This is a genomic window from Nevskia sp., from assembly GCF_023266035.1.
In the GTDB taxonomy this organism is placed as follows: Bacteria; Pseudomonadota; Gammaproteobacteria; order Nevskiales; family Nevskiaceae; genus Nevskia.
On sequence record NZ_JAHFRY010000072.1, the window covers coordinates 1 to 24204 of the forward strand.

15 protein-coding genes are annotated in these 24204 nt (G+C 65.3%); 3 read left to right on the forward strand and 12 right to left on the reverse strand.

The features are described from left to right. The 7 genes from Q0D45_RS12350 to gspC form a co-directional block, all read right to left on the reverse strand. The coding region (locus Q0D45_RS12350; protein WP_293393236.1) for a hypothetical protein at positions 1 to 721 on the reverse strand (721 nt) is incomplete at its 3' end. Next, positions 718 to 6576: a lamin tail domain-containing protein gene (locus Q0D45_RS12355; protein ID WP_293393238.1), complete on the reverse strand. Its 5859-nt coding sequence runs from the start codon at positions 6574 to 6576 to the stop codon at positions 718 to 720. The genes Q0D45_RS12355 and Q0D45_RS12350, both read right to left, overlap by 4 nt. A 305-nt stretch (positions 6577 to 6881) precedes the next feature. Continuing rightward, the gene (locus tag Q0D45_RS12360; RefSeq protein ID WP_293393240.1) at positions 6882 to 8894 is read right to left on the reverse strand and encodes an AsmA family protein; all 2013 of its coding nucleotides are present in this window, start codon (positions 8892 to 8894) and stop codon (positions 6882 to 6884) included. A 78-nt stretch (positions 8895 to 8972) separates the two neighbouring features. Further along, positions 8973 to 10196 (reverse strand): type II secretion system inner membrane protein GspF, encoded by a 1224-nt coding sequence (gspF, locus tag Q0D45_RS12365; protein WP_293393242.1) that lies wholly within the window; start codon positions 10194 to 10196, stop codon positions 8973 to 8975. 108 nt (positions 10197 to 10304) lie between these two features. Then, on the reverse strand, positions 10305 to 11801 hold the full coding sequence (gene gspE / locus Q0D45_RS12370; RefSeq protein WP_293393244.1) for a type II secretion system ATPase GspE: 1497 nt from the start codon (positions 11799 to 11801) through the stop codon (positions 10305 to 10307). A 19-nt stretch (positions 11802 to 11820) separates the two neighbouring features. After that, on the reverse strand, positions 11821 to 13986 hold the full coding sequence (gspD, locus tag Q0D45_RS12375) for a type II secretion system secretin GspD (protein ID WP_293393246.1): 2166 nt from the start codon (positions 13984 to 13986) through the stop codon (positions 11821 to 11823). Between the two features lie 60 nt (positions 13987 to 14046). Next, the gene (gene gspC / locus Q0D45_RS12380) at positions 14047 to 14970 is read right to left on the reverse strand and encodes a type II secretion system protein GspC (RefSeq protein ID WP_293393248.1); all 924 of its coding nucleotides are present in this window, start codon (positions 14968 to 14970) and stop codon (positions 14047 to 14049) included. A gap of 44 nt (positions 14971 to 15014) precedes the next feature. On the opposite strand from gspC, the gene clpS reads away from it, so the two are divergent. Both clpS and clpA read left to right on the forward strand, forming a co-directional pair. Continuing rightward, positions 15015 to 15452 carry an ATP-dependent Clp protease adapter ClpS gene (clpS, locus tag Q0D45_RS12385; protein ID WP_366946439.1) on the forward strand — a complete coding sequence of 146 codons (438 nt, stop codon included), beginning with the start codon at positions 15015 to 15017 and terminating at the stop codon, positions 15450 to 15452. A 337-nt stretch (positions 15453 to 15789) separates the two neighbouring features. Then, a complete protein-coding gene (clpA, locus tag Q0D45_RS12390) occupies positions 15790 to 18078 on the forward strand; it encodes an ATP-dependent Clp protease ATP-binding subunit ClpA (RefSeq protein WP_293393250.1) in 2289 nt (762 codons plus the stop codon). A gap of 111 nt (positions 18079 to 18189) precedes the next feature. On the opposite strand, the gene infA is transcribed toward clpA, so the two are convergent. From infA to Q0D45_RS12415, 5 genes are all read right to left on the reverse strand, one after another. Then, on the reverse strand, positions 18190 to 18408 hold the full coding sequence (infA, locus tag Q0D45_RS12395; protein ID WP_022977766.1) for a translation initiation factor IF-1: 219 nt from the start codon (positions 18406 to 18408) through the stop codon (positions 18190 to 18192). A 64-nt stretch (positions 18409 to 18472) separates the two neighbouring features. Then, positions 18473 to 19186, reverse strand: a complete 714-nt coding sequence (locus Q0D45_RS12400) for an arginyltransferase (RefSeq protein ID WP_293393252.1) — start codon at positions 19184 to 19186, stop codon at positions 18473 to 18475. A 43-nt stretch (positions 19187 to 19229) separates the two neighbouring features. After that, positions 19230 to 19982, reverse strand: a complete 753-nt coding sequence (gene aat, locus Q0D45_RS12405; protein WP_293393254.1) for a leucyl/phenylalanyl-tRNA--protein transferase — start codon at positions 19980 to 19982, stop codon at positions 19230 to 19232. Continuing rightward, positions 19975 to 21162 (reverse strand): GNAT family N-acetyltransferase, encoded by a 1188-nt coding sequence (locus Q0D45_RS12410; protein ID WP_293393256.1) that lies wholly within the window; start codon positions 21160 to 21162, stop codon positions 19975 to 19977. The genes aat and Q0D45_RS12410 overlap by 8 nt, the downstream gene beginning before the upstream one ends. Before the next feature lie 49 nt (positions 21163 to 21211). Beyond that, the gene (locus tag Q0D45_RS12415) at positions 21212 to 21544 is read right to left on the reverse strand and encodes a hypothetical protein (RefSeq protein ID WP_293393258.1); all 333 of its coding nucleotides are present in this window, start codon (positions 21542 to 21544) and stop codon (positions 21212 to 21214) included. A 211-nt stretch (positions 21545 to 21755) separates the two neighbouring features. Here Q0D45_RS12415 and Q0D45_RS12420 point away from each other — a divergent pair. Then, positions 21756 to 24204, forward strand: a 2449-nt coding sequence (locus Q0D45_RS12420; protein WP_293393260.1) for a DNA translocase FtsK, incomplete at its 3' end; no start/stop codon positions are given.

Consider the following 24204-nt stretch of genomic DNA (forward strand, 5'->3'; position numbering starts at 1 on the left):
TGCCGATCTGCTCGCGGGCACAGCGCGCCAGTTCGTCGATGCGGTTGTTCGGATAGCTGCCGGGAACGAACTGGTTGCGCGCGATGCTCGCGCTCAAAGCGCTGAGCGTGTCGTACATCGGATCGCCCGCCACTTCGACGAACGGCGTGGTCACCCAGTCGCCCGTGGCGACCGACACCGGCACGACGATGCCGAGTTCCTGGCGCAGCAGGCGCACCACGGTGGCCTGGGCGCTGACGATCGCGGCATCGGTGAACGGCGCGAAGTCGGCGATCCGGGCCGCGATCGGAATGCCGCCCGCGGTCAGCAGCCGGTTGAAATAAGTCACCGGTTCCTGACGAGCCAGTTCCAGCACCACCAGTTGGGTCAGCGGCGTGACGTTGATCGTGCCGCTGTTCGCCCGCGTGACTGCGGCGAGCTTGAGCGGAACGGCGTCCGGGTTGGCGAGTGGATCAGCGCTGCCGATCACCAGATAGGGCGCCGTCAGCGCCGCCAGCGGCACGATGAACTGGCCGTTCGGGCCGAAGCGGCCGTCACGAGGAAAAGTGCCGTTGCTGGCCACCTGAACCTCGATGCGCGAGGTCGCCTGACCGATGCTGACGATGCCGGAGAAGGTCGGCAGCACCGGCGGCGGATCGGCGATGCGGCCGTTGTCGCGGCCACAGCCGGCGAGCAGCGCCGCTGCGAGCAGGCTGCAAACGCAGCGAACGCGATGGTTCATGTGCGCCTCCGCAGCCGCCGTACCAGCAGCAACGCCAGCAGCCACAGCGGATTCACCGCACCGCCGCCGCCCGATGACGGCGCCGGGCCGGGACCTGGGCCGGGCCCGGGATCGGTAGCGGCGGCCGTGGTGGTCCGGTACTGGGCGCTGAGATTGCCGATCGCCACCGTCGTCACCGTCGTGGTGCCGGGACGATCGGAGCTGGTGTGACGCACCCGCAGGCTGTCACCGTTGGCGATGATGCCGACCGGTGTCACGAACGGCCCGCCGTTGATCGAGTACTCGCCGTTGATCACCGAGATCGGCGTCGGCACTTCGATGCCGCTGACGGTGATCGCGTTCGAGACCTGCGCGGTCAGCAGCGCGGTGCCGTCGACGGCCGTGAACACATAGGCATCCGGCGAGGTATCGGCAGCGCGGGTGGTGACCGCAAAGTCGCCGCTGACACCACCGATGCTCAGGGTCGCCCGGCTGCTGGTGGTGAAGCCGGCGGCCGCGATGTGCTCGACTCGCACCGCCGCGCCATTGCCGACCAGCCCGGGCTCGGCGGTGAACGCCGCGCCGTTGATCGAATAGCGGCCGTTGGCGACCGCGATCGGCACCGGTGCTTCGAGGCCGGCGACGAACACCGTCGCCGAAATCACCGCAGTGTCAGGTGCCGCGCCGCTGATGGGCGCGATCGTAAAGCCATCGGGAATCACGTCTGCCGCCCGTGTGGTGACGTTGAACGCGGCCGAGACGCCGCCGATGTTCAGCGTTGCCGTGGTCGTGGCCGCGAAGTCGTTGCTGGCGGCCTGCTGCACGCGCACGTTGTCGCCGTTCGCGATCGTGCCGGTTTCCGCTGTGGCTGCGCCGCCGTTGATCGAGTACTCGCCGTTGACCACGCTGATCGTCGCCGGCGCTTCGATGCCGCTGACGATCACTGCGCCGCTGCTGATCACGGCACCCGGTGCGGCGTTGTTGAACGGCGCGAAGCTGAAGCCGTTCGGTACCGTGTCGGCACCGCGGGTGGTGACGCTGAAGCTGCCGGTGACGCCGCCGAGGTCGACCGTCGCCGTCGTCGTGGTCGCCGGCAGACTCGCCGCGGTCTGCTGCAGGCGCAGGCTGTCGTTATTGCTGATCAGGCCGGCGAGGGCGGTGAACGGCCCGTTGTTGATCGAATACAGGCCGCCGGAGATCGAGATCGCCACTGGCACTTCGAGGCCGCTGACCACGCTGGCCGCCGAGGTCGCCAGCGCGCCGGGTTCCGCAGCAGTCACCGAGGCGAAGCTCGGCGCATCGGCAGTGAAGTCCCCGGCCCGGGTGGTGACCGTGAACGCGCCCTGCTGCGTGCCGATGCTCAGCGTCGCTGCTACCGGCGTCGAGAACTGTGCCGATGCGGTCAGCCGCAGGCGCACCGTGTTGCCGTTGTCGACCGTGCCCGGCGTGGCGGTGAACGCGCCGTTGTTGATCGAATAGAGGCCGCCGGTGACGCTGATCGCCGCCGGGTCGGTGAGGTCGGACACGGTGATCGCCGCCGAGCTCACGGTGGCGCTGGGCTCGGCATCGGTGACCGGCGCGAAGCTGAATGCGCCCGGCGTGCCGTCGGCGCTTCGGGTGGTGACGTTGAAGCCGCCGCTGACGCCGCCGATGCTCAGGGTTGCCGTGGTCGTGGTCGCCGGCAGGTTCGATGCGGCGCGCTGCACGCGCACCGTATCGCCGGCATAGACCAGCGTGGCACCGCCAATGAACGCCCCGCTGTTGACCGAGTACAGCCCGCCGTCGATCGAGATCGGCGTCGGCGAGTTGATGCCGGCGACGGTGATCGAGTTCGAGATCACCAGGCTATTCAATTCGGCCCCGGTGGTCGGCGTGAACGCGAATGGCGTCGGCGTGGTGTCCGGGGCGTCGGCGGTGGTGACGCTGAACGGAATCGCCAGGCCGCCGATGTTCAGCGTGGTGACCGTGGTGGTCGAGAAGCTGGTCGACGCCGACTGCTGCACTCTCACCGTATTGCCGTTGCTGACGGTGCCGATCATCGCGTTGGTGAACGGTCCGCCGTCGATCGAGTACAGGCCGTTGGCGACGGTGATCGAAGCTGGCTGCTCCAGGCCGGAAATGCTGATCGACTCCGAGGTCACCGTGGCACCCGGCGTGGCGCCGGTGACCGGCGGGAACGCCACGGCATCCGGCGTGCTGTCGGCGCCGCGGGTGGTGACGCTGTAGCTGCCGCTGACGCCGCCGATGACCACGGTGGCGACCGTGTTGGTCTCGAAGGCGGTGGACGCGGTCTGCTGCACGCGTACGGCGTCGAGGTTGGAGACGCTGCCGGTGGCAGCGGTGAACGGCCCGCCGTTGATCGAGTACAGACCGCCGCTGATGCTGATCGGCGAGGGCGACTGCAAACCGGTGATGACGGCGCTGTCGGACACCGCCACCGCGCCTGGCTCGGCATTGCTCAACGCCGGGAAGCTGAACGGCAGCGGGACGGTATTGCCATCCCGAGTGCGGACCGTGAAGTCTGCCGACACGCCGCTGACCGTCAGGGTTGCGGTGACCGTGGTCGAGAAGTTGGCCGAAGCATTGCTGCGGACGCGGATGCGCTCACCGCCGTAGACCTGGACCGGATCGCTGACGAAGTCGCCGCCGTCGATGTTGTAGCTGCCGTTGACGATCGACAGATTCGCCGAGGTGTCGATGCCGGTGATGAGGATTTCGTTGCTGGTCTGCGTGCTGCCCGGCTCGACGCCGCTGATCGGCGTGAACGAGAACGGCTCGACGGTGAAGTCGCCATCGCGAACGGTGATGGTCACCGGCACGTCGGTGAAGCCGGTGTCGCCGTCGTTGTCGGTGACCGTCAGCCGGAAGGTCAGGACCGACGTCGCGTCGAGTTCGGGGGTGGTGAAGCCGGCGTTGGCCGAGAAGGCACTGTCGATGCTGACTTCCGGGCCGCTGATCTGGCTCCAGTTGAACCTGGTCACTGCGCCATCGCTGTCGCTGCTGCCGTCATCGAACAGGCTGACGCCGGCACCCGGACCGGAGACCGTGGGATCGGCCAGCGCACGGGCGAGGGGTGCTGCGTTCGGCGACAGTGGCAGCGACGCCAGCACGGCGTCGCGGTCGGCAGCACGGTCGGCGTATTCGCTGTTGACGTGCACGTACTGCACATCGGCGGCCGGATCGTTCAGCTCGTTGCTGACCAGGATGTGGTCGCTGGCGCGGGCATTGCCGGAAACGATCTGCGTGTAGCGCTCGGCGGCATCGGCCACTCGCAGCACGCCGAGATTGACCAGCGCCGGCAGCGTGCCTTCGCTGTCGCCGGCACCGAGCGGGCCGTTGCGCAGGATGCGCAGCGGCGGCCGGAAGTCATCGGCGTTGAAATCACCCAGCACGATCACCCGCAGCCGAGAGTCCAGGGCCACCGCGTTGCGGACGAACGTGTGGATGGCCGTCGCCTGCAGCCGCCGCTGTACCTCGCTGGCGGCCTGCTCCGGCTGGTTCAGGCCGGTGAGACTGTCGTCGCCGTCGGTCTCGGTGAAATGGCTGCCGACCAGCAGCAGGTTGCGGCCGTTGAAACGGTAGCCGGCGACCAGCGGCTTGCGGCTGTTGGCGAACGCCGGGATTTCCGGACGCAGCAAGGCCGGCGACAGGTTCGGCGTGATCGGGCCGATGGTCGGGCCGGACAGCAGCGCGATGAAGCTGCCGGGCCCGCCGGCACCGGAGGCGCCCGGATTCGGGCTGACCCGCGCCGGGTTGTACAACTGCACGATGCGGCCGTTGGCGCCGCGCAGGCCGCCGTCGGCGTTGTTGATCGGATCGATCTGCAGCGCGACATAGGCGGGGCCGCCGGCCGAGCTGATCGCGTTCAGCAGGCCCTGGATGGTCGCGGTGGCGGTGACGACGCCGTCGTCGGTCGCACCGCTGTCGTCCTGGATGCCGCTCAGGTTGATGAGGTCCGGCGCGCCGAGTTGGCTGACGATCTGGCTGGCGATGCGGGCAAAGCGCGTGGTCTCGGCCGGCCCCAGATTGCCGAGGGCGTAGGTGACGACGCGCAGGCGGTCGCCACCGGGAGCGATCCGGCTGCTGTCCACCGGCAGTGCATTGCGGGTGACGGCAGGGGGCGTGCTCAGGCGCAGCGCGTAGCTGCCGTTGTCATAGCTCAATACGCCACGCGCCTGCAGCAGGCTGTCACCGACGTCGGCGACCGGGCCGCTGATGCCGGGCAGGCCGCCACTGAGCCGGATGCGCTCCGGGTTGTAATCGATGACGCCGGGGCTGCGCTCGATCACAGTCAGGCCGCCGCGGGCATTGCTGCCGGTGGCGTTGGCGCCGTTGTCGCCGACCACCCAGAGATTGCCGTCGCTGTCGCTGGGGCCGATCACCCGGGCATTGCCGACCTGCACCAGCATGCCTTCCAGGCTTTCGAAGAAATCGAGGCCGTCCTGGGCCGGATCGAACACCGTCGTGGTGCTGGTTTCTAGATTGCCGGCGCTGTCGTTGTCGATGATCTCGGCCGGCGGCACGCGGCCGCCGCTGCCAATGGTGGTGGCCGCGACCGCGCCGTTGGCGAATGGGAAGGCGCTGGCCGAGACCGTGCTGGCAACGATTTCGGTGACCGACAGATTGTTCAGGCCGTTCAGCCCGCCCGGACGGAATTCGTTGACCCGGCCGCTGACCGCGAGCTTGCTGCCGACCGTGGCAGTCGGCGCGCCGACAGTGCGGACGAAGACCGCATCCGAGGTCGCCGGATTGCCATCGCCATCCGGGTCCTGCAGGTAGAAGCCGTCGTCGGCGACCGCGGTGACGATGCCCGGCACATCGGTGACCGTCTGGCCGACCAGCGGCGAGCGATGCGCTGCGCCCTGGATCTGATAGCTGCGCGCGCCGGCAATCGTCGGCACGGCTTCGTTGTCGGTGATGGTCACGCCGACCCGGTCCGGCGTGCCGCGCACGGCGTTGCCCAGGGTGTCGAGCACCACGGCGATGGTTTCCGCGCCTTCGAACACGGCGTCATCGCTGGCGGTCAGCGTGATGCTGCCGGTGATGGTGCCGGGCGCGATGGTGATCGTGCTTGCCGACGGCGTGTAGTCGACGCCGTTTCGGGCGAATTCGGCAAAGCGCAGGCCGACGGTGACCGGATCGGTGAACGCCGCCGACAGGGTCGCGGTGATCGTGGCAACGCCGCCGTTTTCGCCGATCGTGGCGGCGTTGGTCGACAACGAGACCGTCGGACGCGGCGTCGCCGCCGGAGCCGCCGGGCTGGCAAGGTTGCGCGGGTTGGCGGCGACCGCGTCGCCAGGGAAATCGACGGCGTTGTCGTCGCTGTCCTGTGGCTGGCCACCGACCACGCGACGGAAGTAGGCGACGTCGGCGACGCCGGTGTTGACCGTCGCGCGTCCGGCCCCTTCACGGCAATGGCTGCCTGCCGGCTGGGCGACCGAAACCGGTGAGCCGATGCCGTCGCGAACGGCACCGGTCGCGTCGAGGATCTGGATTCCGGAGCGACCGTTGAAGGCCATGGTCAGGAATTCGGAAAGCTGGTTGAAGAAAGCGTCGGCCGGCGTGCTGCGGGCGTAGCCCGATCCTCCCAGCAGAAAGTAACCGCGCGGCGGCAGTATGAAGCTGCCTTCGATCGTGCCCTGGGCGATGAACGTGGCCGTTGTGCTGCCGAAGCAGCTGCGAACGGACCAGCCGTTCAGATCGACCGGCGTGGTGCCGGCGTTGAACAATTCGATGAAATCATCGTTCGGCCCGCCTGGTCCGCGCGATGCGAACTGGCTGATCACCACGCCACTGGCGTCCTGCGCCTGCACCGCAGGCGGGAATGACGACAGCAACAGCGCGGCAAGCGCTGCCGACACGACGACCTGCTTCATGATCAAGCTCCCTTCCGCGCGAACCGTTCTTGTTCGCTTGATGCGGAGGCAGGAGCCGAATCACCGGTTCTGCCGAATCGACATCAAGCTTTATGCTCCCGTCAGCCATTGGAGGCGATCGGGAGTTGCTGGATGTCGGGACGGTACGGTTCGGCGGAAGCTCCAGATATGGGATTTATTCCCGGATTACCCCGGAAAACTTCCCGATCGCGGCTGAGAAATCGGCTTTAGAAAGCCATTGGCCACACTGAAGCTCCGGAGCTTGGGCCGGGGGTCTTTGCGCATCTGGAAACAGCGTGGACCGGCTAGCCGGCCTTGCCTTTGCGCTTGGCCGCTTGCGGCGCTGCGCCGACGGTTTTCAGCAGCGCGACGCAGTCGTTGTCATCACCAAGTCCGAGCTGGACCGTCGGGATCAGCGCGGCCAGTGGTGTCGCAACGATCCCCAGTATGGCCGCAGCAGCCCCCCGCAGCGCCAGCGATTTGTACTCGGGCCCAACGCTCGGCGATTTCAGCGGACCCTTGATGATGATCGGCGCGGGCAGGGAGCCGATGTTGAAGTGCTTCGGCTCGGTCTTCAGCTTGTAGTCGATCTTTTCGTCGGTGAGGTTGATCGCGCCGCTGCCGATGACATTGGCCTCGGTGGTATCGAGCAGCAGGGTGCGGGTATCGACCTGTCCGTCCTTGAGGCCGAAGTCCGCGATCATGCAGCGCAGATCAGTCCGGCGCGGAATGCCGATTGCCGACAGCACGGCGTTGCCGAGATCGAGCCCGGCGAGGTCGATCAGGATGGCGCTGAGATCGCCGCCGGTCATGAACAGTTTCAGCTGGCCATCGCCGCGGCCGAGCATGGTTTTCAGGGAATTGCCCGTGGTGTCGATCCGGCCTGAGCCGGCGATCACGCCGGTGCCGTGGAAGATCGTGCTCTTCTTCAGGATGTGGCCGAGATCGACCTTGCGGAAGTCGATATCGGCGACCGCGTGCACCTGATCCTGCTGACCGTCGAGCGCGATGTTCAGAGCGATGGCGCCGGTGCCGACCGCGAAGCTCAGCGGCTTCATGGTCAGCTTGCCGTCGACGATGTCGAGCACCGCGATGATGTTGTCGAGCGGGAGGTCGTCGGTTTCGATGCGCTCGGCCTTGTAGCTGACGTGCATGTCCGCAGCGCGCAGCTTCGGCAGGTTGATCGGCTGATCTGGCAACAGCGAAGGCTTGGCTTCCTGCTTGTCACGCTCGGCCTTCTGCTGTTTGGTGTCGTTGGCAGCACCGTCCTTCCCCGGCGGCGCGCCGATGAAGCCGGCGAGATCGGCGAGCACGACTTTCTGGGAGACCAGATTGGCGGTGATCTCGGGGCGATCCTTGCGCGGCAGGTAATAGAGATCACCACCCAGATCGCTGGAGCCGACGGTGCCATTGAAGTCGGTGAAGCGGATCTTCTGCTCGCTGTAGTCGAGCATGCCCCTGAGCTTGTAAGGCGGTGTTTCCGGCAGCGGGATATTGGTCAGCGGGTACAAGGCTGCGAGATCGTTGCCCTGCAGTTCGAGGCTGACATTGGCGCCGCCGAACCGCAGCGGGTCGAGCAGGGTGCCGTTCAGGGCGATCTTGGTCGCGCCGTTCGCCGCGGTGAAATCGATCTTGTAAGGATGGTCCGGATCGCGCAGCCCGAGCACGGCGCCGCCGATCAGCTTGGCCGTGATCGGCTGGGCGCTGTAGCGGCCATCAACAGTGACGATGATCTTCGCTTCGGCCCCGGCGTCCGCGTTTTCGGTGTGCGCGGTCAACACGAAGTCGGCCTTGTGGGCCGGATCAAGCACGTGCGCCGTGCCGTCGATGATGCTGAGCGTGCCGATTTCGATTGCGGGGCCGGGCTGGTTCGGATCGCCAGGCGGCAGGTCGAGCACCCAGTTGCCAACGCCCGACGGCGTCGGCCGCAGATCACCGCGCAGGCGGTCGATGATCAGGTCCGGCAGCACCAGCTTGCCGTCCAACAGCGCCCAGGGGTTGATGTGCACGCTGAGCTGGCCGACGCTGGCCAGCGAGCCGCCCGGCATTTCCGCGGTCATTTCCGGCGGATTGGCGACCACGATATCGTCGAGAACGATCCACGGGTGCCAGCGCAGCTTGACGTCGAGATTGGCGATCGTCACCTGACGGTTCAACGCCGCGGAAGCGCGGGATTCGACCATCGGCTTGAACCAGTACCAATCCCAGAGCAGCACCACGAGCAGGATGAGGATCAGCAGGATCGCGATCAGCTTGGCGCCCAACGAGGAGACGAAGGGGCGCTGGGGCTGCCGGCGTGGCTGGATAGTGGTCGGCATGGTCAGGCGGCTCTTGATGGCGAGTTCGAACCGGTAGGGCAGCAGGAAACGAGCCCACCCCCATGTTTTGCCAGGCTGCTACTGCACCAATTGATTCAGGTTGAAAATCGGCAACAGAATCGCCAGCACGATCAGTAACACCACCGTACCCATGGTCAGGATCAGGATCGGTTCGAACAGGCTCATCAGCGCCGAGATCAGCGTTTCCAGTTCGCGTTCCTGATTTTCGGCAGCGCGATCGAGCATGTCGTCGAGCTTGCCGGACGATTCACCGGAGGCGATCAGATGCATGGTAATCGGCGGGAACAGCCGGCTTTCGGCGAGTGACTTGTTCAAGGAAGCGCCTTCACGGACGCGCTTCGCCGCCGCGTCGATCGCTTCCTTCATCGGCAGGTTTTCGACCACCTGCGAGCCGATCCGCAGCGCATCGAGAATCGGCACGCCGGCGCCGAACAGGATGCCCAGGGTGCGCATGAAGCGGCCGGTGTTGGCGCCTCTGACCAGACGGCCGATCAGCGGCAGGCGCAGCACCCAGAGGTGGTACTTGCGGCGGAAGCCGTCGTTCTTCAGCGCGCGGCGGAAGATGAACACGCCGAGCAGCAGCGCGATGAAGATGCCGAAGCCGAAGTGCTGCAGGAACTCGCTGGTCGCGATCAGGCCTTTGGTCAGCGGCGGCAGATCGGCGCCGATCGAGTCGAACACGCCGACCACCTTGGGCACGACGTAGGACATCAGCAGCGAGATCACGCCGATCGCGACGAAGGTAAGGATCGCCGGATAGAAGGTCGCCAGCATCACCTTGCTGCGGATCGCCTGCGAGCGCTCGGCGTAGTCGGCGAGGCGTTCGAGCACCGAATCGAGCTTGCCGGCCGATTCGCCGGCTTCGATCGTTGCTCGGAACAGGGTCGGGAAGGCACCCGGAAATTCGCCCATCGCGCGCGCCAGGCTGTTGCCTTCGGTGACTCGCGAACGCACGCCCAAGGTGACGCGCTGCACGCGCTTCGATTCGCTCTGCTGCGATACCGCCGCGAGCGCTTCATCGAGTGGCAGGCCGGAACGGGTGAGCGTTGCCAGCTGGCGTGTGAACAGCGACAGCTCGGTGGAATTGAGGCTGCCGCCGCGGGTGATCGGCAGGCTGGCCCGCGACGTGCGGCTGCCTTTTTCGGCTACTTCCTTGATTTCCAGCGGCGTCAGGCTGCGCTCGCGCAGCAGCTGGCGAACCTGGCGCTGGGTATCGCCCTCGATCAGTCCCTTGACCTGCCGGCCGCGGGTGTCGAGTGCGCTGTATTCGTAGGCGGACATGGAGCTGCAGTGATCAGTGGTCGGTGGCCAGTGGCCAGTAACAACAGATCAGCGCCGCCGTGGTCACCTTCACCGGCAACTGACCACGAGCCACTAGCCACTGCTTCATCAACTTTCCTCGATCGTCACGCGCAGCACTTCACTCAGGGTGGTGTCGCCGGCGATGACCTTGTTGCGGCCGGACTGCAGGATGCCTGGGCCGCGCTCGCGGGCGGCGGCTTCAAGGATCTGCTCGGAAGCGTTGTCATGGATCAGCGCTTCGAGCTTGCGATCGACTTCGATGATCTCGTGGATGCCGCTGCGGCCAGCGAAACCGGTGTGCCGGCAGAGCGGGCAGCCGACCGGCTTGTACAGCAGCAGATCGCTGCGATGCGGGACGCCCAGCTGTTCGAGTTCGGCAAGCTTCGGTTGGTAAGGCGTTTTGCAGTGCTTGCACAAGGTGCGCACCAGGCGCTGCGCCATCAGGCCGACCAGCGACGACGACAGCTGGTAGGGCTCAACACCCATGTCGCGCAGACGGGTGACGGCGCCGACAGCGGTATTGGTATGCAGCGTCGACATCACCAGATGGCCGGTCTGCGAAGCCTGCACGGCGATCTGCGCGGTATCGAGATCGCGGATTTCGCCGACCATCACCACGTCCGGATCCTGACGCAGGATCGCGCGCAGGCCGCGAGCGAAAGTCATCTCGACACGCAGGTTGACCTGGGTCTGGCCGACGCCGTCGATGTAGTACTCGATCGGGTCTTCGACGGTCATGATGTTGCGGCTGCGGTCGTTCAGGGTCGACAGCGCCGAGTACAGGGTCGTGGTCTTGCCGGAGCCGGTCGGGCCGGTGACCAGCATGATGCCGTAGGGGCGATTGATGATCCGCTTCAGCGTCGCGGTCTGGACCGGATCGATGCCGAGCTGTTCGAGATCGAGGCGCTCGGCCTGCTTGTCGAGAATACGCATGACCACGCGTTCGGCGTTGCCGCCGGTGGGGATGGTCGACACGCGCACATCGACCTTGCGGCCGCCGAACGCGCGACTGATGCGGCCGTCCTGCGGCAGGCGCTTCTCGGCGATGTCGAGCTTGGCCATGATCTTCACGCGCGAGACGATCTTCGGCGCCAGCGAACGCGGCGGGTTGAGGATTTCGCGCAGCACGCCGTCGATGCGAAAGCGCACCGTCACCCGGGTCTCGAAGGTTTCGATGTGGATGTCGGAAGCGTTTTCCTTGATCGCTTCGACGAGCAGGCCGTTGATGAACTTGATGATCGGCGCGTCGTCGTCGGTTTCCAGCAGGTCCTGCGCTTCGGCGAGCGCGGCACTCAAGCTGTCGATATCGGCGCTGTCTTCTTCGAGGCCATCGGCGAGTGCGGCGCTGGCGCCGGTCTGGCCTTCGTAGGTCCGCTGCAGCAGTGCGTCGAATTCATCGAGGCTGACGTTGCGCATCTTCACCGGCCGGCGCACGAAGCGCCGCGCTTCCTGCACGGCATCAATGCTGACGCCGGGACGGCAGACCAGCTCGACGGCGTCGCCGCGGTCGATCGAGACGATCAGTCCGTGCCGTTTCGCGAACGCGAACGGTGGCCGGCGCAGGGCGGGGCTCGCAGCTTCCATGACAGTGCTCGCCTTCGGCTCAGTTGCCGGACGGTGCAGCCGGGGCGGGTGCCGGAGCTGTTTGGGGAGCCGGCTCGGGTCCCGGCTCCTGGACCATCGGCGGCGAGACGGTGTTCGCGTCCTTGGCGGCCTGTTGATCGGCCGCGTAGTTCTCGAACGGTGCCAGCACCGGGCGGGCGCCGCCGATCAGCGGCACGGCGCCCTGCGCGGCTCGCAGTTCGGCATTGCGCACGCCGTCATAGCGCTTGCGGGTGTAGTAATCGGCATCCTTGCGGTCGTCGAGGATCACCGGATGGATGAAGATCATCAGGTTGGTCTTGGCCTTGCGGACCGAGCGCGACTTGAACAGCGCACCGATCACCGGAATGCTCGACAGCAGCGGAATGCGGCTCTGCGAATCGGTCAGCTGGTTGTCGATCAGGCCGCCGATGAACAGGATCTGATCGCCTTCCACGGACACCGAGTTGGTCACCGTGCGCTTGTTGGTGATCAGGCTCGCGGTGCCGGCGCCGCCGCTGGCGATGCCCGAGCTTTCCAGATCGATCTTCAGCTTGATGCCGTTGTTCTCGTTGACCGTCGGCGTGATGCCCAGCTTCAGGCCCACTTCCTTGCGTTCGATGGTCTGGAACGGATTGACCGAGCCGTTGTTGGCGCCACCGCTGCCGGTGTTCGAGAAGCTGCCGGTCAGGAACGGCACTTCCTGGCCGACGGACAGCTTCGCTTCCTCGTTGTCGAGCGTGGTCAGCTGCGGTGTGGCGAGGATGTTGGTATCGCCATCGGAAGCCAATGCGCGCAGCAGCACGGCGAAGAACGAACCACCCGACGTGAAGCCGCCGATGCCGGCCGTGGCGCCGGAGCCGATCAGCGATGCCGCCGCCGTGACCAGGGTGCTGGTGCCGCCAGTCGCCACCGCGGCACCCGTGCTGGCCGCGCCGCTGGCCGCCGTGGCCAGGGACGACAGAGCACCTTGGGTGCTCTGGTTGAGGATGCCGGTGATCGCGCCCGTGCTCGGGCTGTAGGCGGCGTAGTCGAGGCCGAGTTCGCTGGCCTTGGTCGCGCTGACCTCGGCGATGATCGCTTCGACCAGCACCTGGCGGCGGCGGATGTCGAGCTGGCTGATGACGTTGCGGATCGCCAGCATCGCTTTCGGCGCTGCGGTGACGACCAGCGAGTTGGTGTCCTTGTCGGCGATCACGCGGGTGCCATCAGCACCGCCGCCGCCGGAAGACGCAGCGGCTGGTGCTGCGCCGCCGGCCGCGGCGCCGGCGCCTGGACGCGAGCTGGCGCTGGCCGCCTGGGCGTAGCCTTCGAGGATCGGCGCCAGGTTTTCGGCACTCGCGTAATTCAGATAGAAGACCTGGGTATCGCCGCCGCTCGGGCCGGGCTGATCGAGGCGACGGACGATCTCCGCCATCCGGCTACGCTCGCCCTTCTCGCCGCCGATCAGCACGCTGTTGCTGCGCTCGTCAGCGATGACGACGCCGGTCTGGGCGGTTGGATCGGCCTGTTTGCTGGCCTGCGACAAGGTGGTGAGGATGCGCACCACGTCGGTGGCTGCGGCGTTCTCGAGCTTGACCACTTCGATCTCGCGATCACCGCTCTGGTCGATCTGGGCGATCAGGCGCTCGATGCGCATGACGTTCGAGGCGCGATCGGAAATGATCAGCGAGTTGTTGCCGGCGTAGGCCGCGAAATGGCCGGACTGGCTGATCAGCGGACGCAGGATCGCCACCAGCTGCGAGGCAGAAACGTTCTGCACTGTGTAGACGTGGGTGACGATCTCGTCGAACGGCACGCCGCGGCCGTTGGAAATCAGGCCGCCGCCGTCGGTACGGGCATTGGTTTCCGGGACGATCTTGATCGCATCACCGGCCGGAATCGCAGCGAAGCCTTGCACCTGCAGCACCGCGAGGAAGGTCTGGTAGACGCCGGCGGCATCCATCGGGCTGGCCGACACCACGGTGACCTTGCCGCGCACGCGCGGATCGATGATGAAGTTCTTGCCGGTGACTTCGCTGACCGTCGCGATCAGCGTCGAGATTTCCGCATCCTTCAGATTCAGCGTGACTTCCGCCCCGCGGTTGCGGCCTTGGGCCTGGGCCAGCAAGGCGCTACTGGTCGTCGCCACGAGCAGCGCTGCGGACAGCGTCAGCGCTGCATGTTTCAGGGTATTGCGTGCGTTCATGGCGAGGATCGGAAGAGCATTCGGTTACGGCGGTGCAGCCAATGAAGCCGCCGGTGTCACTTATTCGAGATTGATGCTGAAGTTCTGCGGCTGGCCGCCGCGATCGACCGTGAGATTGATCTGGGCGCTCTGACTGAGATCGGTCAGCAGTTGCAGCGAGCGGGACGGATCATTCAATGCCACGCCGTTCACCGAGGTGACGACATCGCCGGGCCGCAGGCCGGCAGCGGCGAACATCGCCCGATCGCGGCCCGGATAGATGCGGTAACCGGACAGACCGCCGCCGGTGTTGACCGGCTGCACGCGAATGTAATTGGCCGCCTTGGACGGATCGGCCAGGATTTCCGAGCGGATCTCGCCAAGCGAGGTCAGGATGTCGCTCTCGCCGTCGGAGGCCGGGCTTTCGACCAGATCGTCGCCGACCTGCGAGGGCAGCAGGCTGCCACCGGGATTGTCCTTGTCGAGTCGCAGCGTCTCCAGCTTGCCGCCGCGGAGCAGGATGACTCTATCCGGGAAGATCGCCTGCAGCTGCACGCCGCGGGCGATGTCATCGCCGACGGCATAGGGTTTTTCATCGCCGCCCTGGGTCGCGATCAGCGCTCGCGATTGGCGGTCCTTGTCATTGCGGCCGTTCGACAGGATGCCGAGCAGGGTCAGGTTCAGCTGGGTATCTGGCGCAGCAGCGAGATCGGAGAGTGCCGGGTCGGCCGGTGCCGTGTACTGGCCGAACAGATGCGCGCCGGCAACTCGGCCGAGATCGACACCTGCCTTGGCAGCGACGCGCGGTGATGCGGCCGCAGCCGGTTGCCACTGCGCGCTTTCCGGTACCGGCACCAAGGCCCAGACCAGACTCGCCGCGATTTTCGCAATCACCACGACCAGCAGCAGGTTCGCCAGGTCCGGCAGACGACGACCATAGCGAGCCGCGAGCGCAGGCATTGCGCCGGGCAGGGCATTGAGTCGTGAACGGGAGAAAGTGGCCATCGGCGGCATGATAACGGGGCTTTGACAGTGGCGGGAATAATGTGATGCAGCCACAGAACATTGAACGGAGCTGCTGCGCTCGCTCCGTCTACAAGATTGCTGCCAGCGGCTACCGGCTTCGGCAGCGTTGGACAATTCGGTACACTTCAGCCATGGCAGACCGCGACACTCGCAGCAATCAGGACTCCGGCACCGGCCTCATCGTCGATGAGGCGAAACCGCGCCTGCAACAGCCGCCGATGTACAAGGTGGTGATGATCAACGACGACTTCACGCCGATGGAGTTTGTCGTACAAGTGTTGCAAACGTTCTTCCATCACACTCGCGAACAGGCCGTGCAGATCATGCTGCAGGTCCATCAGGCGGGGCGCGGCACGGCCGGCATCTTCCCAGCCGAGATCGCCGAGACCAAGGTTGCCCAGGTCAACAGCTTCGCGCGCAAGAACCACCATCCGTTATTGACGGTGATGGAAAAGGTTTAAGGCCTGGCCTGAGTCAGGTCTGCCTGCGCTGCTTGCGCTCGTCGCCTTTCTGACACATCCGCGGTGACGGTTTCCCGCCTCTCGCGTTTGGTGCCAGCGCCGGAGCCTTGTTTGGAATTGTCTGGCGACACGCCGGCCGAACAGCTCATGACGTTTGCGCCCGCAATCGATACCGCTCGCCGGCAGAATCACAGGGCATCGTTGCCCACGTCTGAACGGTTTCGAAATGGTGCGCCTTTTGCGTACTCCTATTTCGGTTGACGACATTGCATGATGGGGCTGGAAAAGCCTCCATGACTGCCCCAACGTACCGACATCACCCGTTCAGGAAGCGACCATGCTCAGCGATGAACTGCAGAAAGCTCTTGATGCCGCATTTCTTGCGGCGCGTAGTGACGGTCATGAGTTGCTGACCGTCGAACACCTGCTGTTGGCGCTGCTGTCCGATTCCAACGTCAGCGAAGTGCTGACCGCCAGCGGTGGCGATCTCGACAAGCTCGAAACCGGCCTGCGGGAATACATCACCCAGAACATCCACTCGAACAAGGATGCCGGCGGCAATCAGGAAGTGCAGCCGACGCTGTCCTTCCAGCGTGTGCTGCAGCGGGCGATCTATCACGTGCAGGCTTCCGGCAAGAAGCGTGTTTCCACGCTGAACGTGCTGGTGGCGCTGTTCGCCGAGAAGGACACCCACGCCGTGTACCTGCTCAATGAGCAGGGCGTGACCCGCCTGGACGTCGTCAACTACATCAGCCACGGCATCGCCAAGAACAACCAGCCGGCTGCGCCGCAGGAACCGCAGAACGACAACGAGGACAAGGACGAGTCTGGCAAGAGCAGCGGCAAGTCCGCGCTCGAGCAGTTCGCGGTCAACCTCAACCAGCGCGCCATGCGCGGGCTGATCGATCCGCTGATCGGCCGCGCCCACGAGATGGAGCGCGTCATGCAGACGCTCTGCCGCCGGCGCAAGAACAATCCGCTGCTGGTCGGTGAAGCCGGCGTCGGCAAGACTGCGATCGCCGAAGGCTTGGCCTGGCTGATCACCGAGAACCGCGTGCCGGAACTGCTCAAGGACGGCATCGTGTTCAGCCTCGATCTCGGCAGCCTGATTGCCGGCACCAAGTACCGCGGCGATTTTGAGAAGCGCTTCAAGAGCGTGATCTCGGAACTGGCGCGGACGCCGGGCGCGATCCTGTTCATTGACGAAATTCACATGATCATCGGCGCCGGTGCAGCTTCCGGTGGCGTGATGGACGCGTCGAACCTGCTGAAGCCGATGCTGGCCAACGGCGAGCTGCGCTGCATCGGCTCGACCACCTACCAGGAATACCGCGGCATCTTCGAGAAGGATCGCGCATTGTCGCGGCGCTTCCAGAAAGTCGATGTGCCGGAACCGAGCGTGCCGGAAACGATCCAGATTCTCGAAGGCCTGCGCGCCCGTTTCGAAGAACACCACCAGGTGCACTTCACCAGCGGTGCGATTCGCAGTGCCGTCGAACTGGCAGCCAAGCACATCACCGATCGGCATCTGCCGGACAAGGCGATCGACGTCATCGACGAAGCCGCTGCCCGTCTGCGCCTGCTGCCCGAGGCCAAGCGTCGCAAGACCGTGCAGGTTCGTGACATCGAGGAAACCGTCGCCAAGATCGCGCGGATTCCGCCGAAGAGCGTGTCGTCGAGCGACAAGGATCGCCTTGCCACTCTGGAACGCGATCTCAAGCTGGTGATTTTTGGCCAGGATGCTGCGGTCGAAACCCTGTCGTCGTGCATCAAGCTCGCGCGTTCGGGCCTCGGCAATCCGGACAAGCCGATCGGCAACTTCCTGCTCGCCGGCCCTACCGGTGTCGGCAAGACCGAAGTCACCCGGCAGCTGGCCAGCCAGCTGGGCATCGAGCTGATCCGCTTCGACATGTCCGAGTACATGGAGCGGCACACGGTGTCGCGCCTGATCGGCGCGCCTCCGGGCTATGTCGGTTTCGATCAGGGGGGGTTGCTGACCGAGGCCGTGATCAAGCATCCGCATGCGGTGGTGCTGCTCGATGAAATCGAGAAGGCACATCCGGACGTGTTCAACCTGCTGCTGCAGGTCATGGATCACGGCACCTTGACCGACAACAACGGCCGCGCTGCGGATTTCCGCAACGTGATCCTGGTGATGACGACCAATGCCGGTGCCGAGGAATCCTCGCGGCGCGGGATCGGTTTCACCGAAGCGAACCACTCGACCGATGCACTGGAAGTGATTCGCCGCGGCTTCTCGCCGGAATTCCGCAACCGCCTCGACGCGATCATCCCGTTCGCGCCGCTGGGCAAGCGCGAGATCGCCCGCGTGGTCGACAAGTTCCTGATGCAGCTCGAGGAACAGCTGGCGGCCAAGCACGTGACGATGGATGTCGAGCAGGAGGCCCGCGACTGGCTGTGCGAGCACGGCTACGACGTCAAGATGGGTGCACGTCCGATGGCGCGGACGATCCAGGAAAGCATCAAGCGCCCGCTCGCCGAGGAACTGCTGTTCGGCAAGCTGGCCCATGGTGGTCGCGTCACCGTCAAGGTCACCGACGACGACAAGATCGGCTTCGAGATCGAAGCCAAGGAGAAGTCGGTGGTGGCGGTCGAACCAGCGTGAAGCAGTGGTTCGTGGTCAGTGACTAGTTGCTAGTCAAAAACAAAAAGCCCGCTTCGGCGGGCTTTTTCTTGCTTTCAACTAACCACTAAGCACAAGCCACTGACCACAGTTTTACTTGTCGCGGAACGTGATCCGACCCTTGGTCAGGTCGTACGGCGTCAGCTGCACGGTGACCTTGTCGCCGGTCAGGATGCGGATGTAGTTCTTGCGCATACGCCCGGAGATATGGGCGGTGACGATATGGCCGTTTTCGAGCTTGACCCGGAACGTCGTGTTCGGAAGCGTTTCGGCGACGATGCCGGGCATTTCGATGTGATCTTCTTTTGCCATTAGGGCCACGGAGTTTGAGGAGGCGGGATTATCCGGGAACGAACCCGGGCTGGCAATTCCTGCCTCAAATGTCAACCAGATCCTGCCAGCTTCCGTTGCGCAGCACTTGCAGCGGATGGAAGCGTTTCTTGTAGTCCATCTTGGCGCTGTCGGGCACCCAGTAGCCGAGATAGACGTACGGCAGCCGCTGGAACTGGGCCTGTTCGATCTGGCTGAGGATCGCGTAGGTGCCAAGCCCGCGAGTCGGCGCTTCGGGATCGAAGAAGGTGTAGACGGCGGACAGGCCACGCGGCACCCGATCAACCACCGACACCGCCATCAGCGGGCTGTCCGGCTGGTCGCCGGCGCGGAACTCCCAGAACTCGGTCGCACCCCAGCCGCAGGCGAGGAATTCCTCGAAGGCCTTGGCATCGTCGGGATCCATGCCGCCATCGCGATGGCGGGCGGCGAGGTAGCGGCGATAAAGCGTGTAATGCTCGTCGTTCAGCGTCGTCTTGATCGACAGCATCAGGTCGGCGTTGCGCTTCCAGCAACGGCGCTGGGCGCGATCCGGTACGAACTCACCAACCACGATGCGCGCCGACTGGCAGGCGCGGCAGTTCAGGCACATCGGTCGGTAGGCGTAATCGCCGCTGCGCCGGAAGCCCTGATCGAGCAGCGCGCCGTACAGCGCCGGCTCCAGCGGAAACGCCGGATCGACGAAGGCGCTGCGTGCATGGCGCTCCGGCAGGTAGCCGCAGGCATGCGCACTTCCCATCAGCAGGCGGAGGCTTTGCATGGTCATGGCGAAAACCGATGCAAGAACGGTGCGCGCCAAAGGCTCATGCCAGCAGCCCGGAAAAGTGCTGCTGCGAGTCCGGCACCTCGATGTCGTAACGCCACAGACCGACACGTGACGGCGACTGCAGCGCGACGCGCAGCCGCGACAGGAAACGCTCGCGGGAAATCTCGACCGCACCGAGGGTGCGCAGATGCTGGGACGCGATCTGGCAATCGATCAGCTCGAACGACCAGGACTTCAATTGCTGACAGAGCCAGTACAGCGCGAGCTTCGAGCAATCTGTTTCGGTGCTGAACATCGATTCGCCGAAAAACACGTGGCCGAGCGCGACGCCATACAGCCCGCCGACCAGCCGGCCGTCGCGCCAGACCTCGGCGGAGTGGGCATGGCCGGCTTCGCGCAATTCCAGGTAGGCGCGCTTCATGTCGGCCCCGAGCCAGGTACCGTGGCTGCCGCGTCGCGATTCGGTGCAGCCATCGAGCACATCACCGAAGGCGCGATCCAGCGTCACCGCGTAATCCGGCTTGCGGATGCGTTTTTCCAGCGAATGCGAGATGTGGAACTGATCCGGCTCCAGCACCGCGCGCGGGTCCGGGCACCACCACAGGATCGGTTCGTTGGGGTTGTACCAGGGGAAGATGCCGCCGGAGTAGGCGCGTAGCAGGCGGTCGACGGACAGATCGCCGCCGATCGCCAGGAGCCCGTTGGGATCGCGCATCGCGCGATTGGGCGGCGGAAAAGGCTGGTTCGGGTCATGCGGGTCCAGCCAGTGCAGGCGGACCGGGTTATCCATCCCGGTTATCCATCTTGGCCGCCCCAGTTGGGTCGCCCAGTCGATTGTCTGGGCGCTTGTACGGCGTGTGCTCGTCGAGCAGCGCTTCACGCTGTTCGACATAGGCACGCTCGCGTTCGAGATGATCGCTGACCGCATCGAACAAACGCGGCTCCGAAAGCCAGTGCGCGGAGCGGGTGATCTGCGGCGTGAAGCCGCGCGCCAGCTTGTGCTCGCCCTGGGCGCCGGCATCGAAATGCCGCAGACCTTCTCGGATGCAGTAGTCGATGCCCTGGTAGTAGCAGGTCTCGAAATGCAGGCTGTGATAGCGATCGGCCGCGCCCCAGTGACGCCCGTAGAGCGTATCGCCACCGCGCAGCGTGATCGCCACTGCCACCATTGCCGAGTCCTCGTATGCCAGAACGAGTCTAACCGGCGTGTCGGCCTGTCGTCCGTAGTCGAGAAAGAATTCCGGGGTCAGGTAAGGGGTCTGACTGCGCTCGGCGTAAGTGCTGGCGTACAGCGCATAGACCCGCGTCCATTCGGCTTCGCTGAGCTCGTGACCGGCGCGGATCTCGAAGCGGATGCCGGCTTCGGCAACCCGGCGGCGTTCGCGGAGGATCTTCTTGCGCTTGTCGCTGGTGAAGGTCGAAACGAAATCGGTGAAATCGCGATAGGGGCCGTTCGGGCCCTGGTTGAACCAATGGAACTGCACGTCGTTGCGCTCGACCAGTCCGGCGCTTTGATAGGCCGCGAAATCTGCGTCGTCGACGAACAGCGCGTGACAGCCGGATAGGCCCGCAGCGCGAGCGATATCGGGCAGTCGACCGGCGATCAGGCGCCGCGCGGCTTCGTCGCGAGCGCCGAGCCGGGGCCCGCTGCACGGCGTGAACGGAATCGCGTTGATCAACTTCGGGTAGTAGGGCTGGCCGATGCGGCGGCTGGCATCGGCCCAGGCGAAATCGAAGACGAATTCGCCGTAGGAATGGCCTTTTACATATAGCGGCGCAGCGGCGACGACGCCCAGTTCATCGGTGAGCACGACGTGACAGGGCGACCAGCCAAGTTCCGGGCTGACGCAGCCATGTTCTTCCAGAGCACTCAGGAAAGCATGGCGCGTGAACGGGTAGGCGGCCGGGAACAGCGCGTTCCACTGCTCGGCAGGCAACGACGCGACGCGGTCGAGATGGCGGACGCGCATCGCGTCGTTGCGGGTTCCGGAGCGTCCGGTGTGAGGAGGGCGGCCGGTCTCAGTGGAACGTCAGTACCGCGACCTCGGCCCCGCGCAGCGCCCATTGCACGCAGGTGTCGTGCTCGAAGCGGGAAATCTTTTCCTCGTCGGATGGCGGAGCCGCTTCGGCGAGGCGGCCATCGGCATCGAACTTGATTGCCGCACCGGCCGTCTGGATCTTCATTTCGGCAGCGGCTTCGTCATCCCAGGACACCTGCAGATAACGCACACGACGCTCGGCGAACTCAGGCAGTTTGTTGGAGCCAGCCGCGATCAACGCAGCTTCGGCCGGAGAAAATTCACGGATTGCACCGTCCGGGGCCAGCACGAAATGACGCACTTCCATAGTCATCGCAAACCCTCCGAGTTCCAGATTTTTGGCAGTTCAAGGCAATTCTTGTCTGACAGAAACATGACGCTGACCGGCGCGAATTCAAGGCCTGTCCGGTAGCCGGAACACCGAAGGTCGGCTGATATACTCCGGTCATTCCCGACGTCCTTTCACCGTGCCTTCTATCGCCCGCTTCTTTCGCTTTGGTAGCAAGAAACAAGCCGCGCAACCTTTGACGCGGAAGGGTGGTTCGTCGGCGCCCGCCGCCGACGCCACCTGGATCGAACGCCTGCCCAACGAGGCGGTGCTGCTGATCTGCGTCGGTGTTGCAGTGTTTCTGCTGGCCGCGTTGCTGAGCTTCCATCCGGATGATCCGGGCTGGTCCTCCTCCGGAGTCGGCCATCAAACCCGCAACCTCGCCGGTGCGGCCGGAGCCTGGTTGGCCAATGGCCTGCTGAGCTGTGTCGGCTATGTCGCATTCCTGTCGCCTTGGGCCGTGTTGTGGTTGGGCTTGCGCGCCTTTCGCGGCTTCGATTCGCCGATGCACCTGCCCTTGGGCCTGCGGGCCACGGCCTGGTTCGTTTCCGCGCTGAGTCTGGCGGGGCTTGCCGCGATGTACGGCGGTGACGCCAGCCGCTGGCTGCCTCAGGGCGGCGGTGGCATCGCCGGCAGCCTGCTCGGCAATAGCCTGCGCAGCGTGCTGAATCCGGTCGGCGCAACGCTTTTGTTACTGACCTTGTTCGTCGCTGCACTCCCCCTGGCGATGGTGTTTTCGTGGCTGGCCGTGCTGGATGCCATCGGCAACCGGGCGATGGCCTGGTGGGAGCGCCGTCAATTGCGCCGCGCCCAGCGCAGCAATGACCAGATTGCCGAGGCGATCGGCAGCGAAGTCGATGTTGCGCTCGATGAGCCGCAAGTCCGCGAGCCGCGCCGCCGCAAGCCACGCTTCGAAACCTCGCCGACCAGCCCGGAACTCGATCTGGCGGCTGTCGCTGAACCCTTGCCGATTGTCGATCGCACGGATGACCGTGTTGAGCCGGCGTCGCCCGTTGCTGTAGTCAGTCCTTCATTTGCGCTGCCCTCTGATCCGGCGCCGCCATGGGCGACCGAGGCTGAAGCCGAGGTGGAAATTCCGGTCGGATCGAAGCTGGTGATGACCGCGCCGAAGCCGAAGAAAGTGGCGAAGCCGGACGCCATTGCCATCCCGGCGTTCAACGGCGAGCCGCTGCCGCCGCTGTACCTGCTCGATCCGCCGAAGCCGGGTGGCCGTCGTTATACGGCTGAGGAAATCGATCGTTTGTCGCGCGAACTCGAACGCCATCTGGCCAGCTTCGGGGTCAAGGGCACGGTTGTCGATGCGATGCCAGGCCCGGTGATCACCCGCTTCGAGCTGCAGCCGGCTTCGGGTGTGAAGGGGTCGCAGATCACCAATCTGTCGCGCGATCTCGCGCGGGTGATGTCGGTGGCCAGTGTCCGCGTGGTCGAGGTCATCGAAGGCAAGAGCGTCATTGGCCTGGAGATTCCGAACCAGAAGCGCGAGATGGTTTCGCTGTCCGAAATCCTGGCGTCGAATGCCTACACCAGCGCCACTTCGCCGCTGACCATGGGCATGGGCAAGGACATTGCCGGCAATCCGGTTGCCGTGGACATGGCGAAAATGCCGCATCTGCTGGTGGCCGGTACCACCGGTTCCGGCAAGTCGGTGGCGATCAACGCGATGATCCTGTCGATGCTGTTCAAGGCCACGGCCGAGCAACTTCGCCTGATCCTGATCGATCCGAAGATGCTGGAACTGTCCGTCTACGAGGGCATTCCGCATCTGCTGACGCCGGTCGTCACCGACATGAAGGACGCCGCCAACGCGCTGCGCTGGTGTGTCGCCGAGATGGAGCGCCGCTACCGGCTGATGTCGGCGCTCGGCGTGCGCAACCTCGCCGGCATGAACAAGAAGGTGCTCGACGCGATCGAGGCTGGCGAACCGATTTCCGATCCGCTGTCGACGATTCCGGATCTGTTCGCCGATGCCGAGCTGTCCGGCCCGGTGCTCGGCCCGACTCTGGAGCCGATGCCGCACATCGTCATCGTCATCGACGAACTTGCCGACATGATGATGGTGGTCGGCAAGAAGGTCGAAGAGCTGATCGCCCGTATCGCCCAGAAAGCGCGCGCGGCCGGCATTCATCTGATCGTCGCCACTCAGCGCCCGAGCGTCGATGTGATCACCGGCCTGATCAAGGCCAACATCCCGAGCAGAGTCGCGTTCCAGGTCGCCAGCCGCATCGACTCGCGGACCATCCTCGACGAGATGGGCGCGGAAACCCTGCTCGGTCACGGCGATATGCTCTATCGACCGATCGGTGCCAGCCGCATTCAGCGTCTGCACGGCGCCTTCGTCGACGATCACGAGGTGCACAAGGTCGTCGCTTACCTGAAGCAGGTCGGCGAGCCGAACTACATCGTCGACATCCTCAACGGTGAGCCGGAGGAGCGCGCCGCGCCGGAGCCTGGTGCCGCCGATGCCGAATCCGATCCGCTCTACGACAAGGCGGTGGCGATCGTGCTGGAGACGCGCAAGGCCAGTGTCAGCTGGGTGCAGCGGCGTCTGTCGATCGGCTACAACCGCGCCGCGCGCATGGTCGAGCAGATGGAAGCGGCCGGCATCGTCGGGCCGTCCGGCCCCG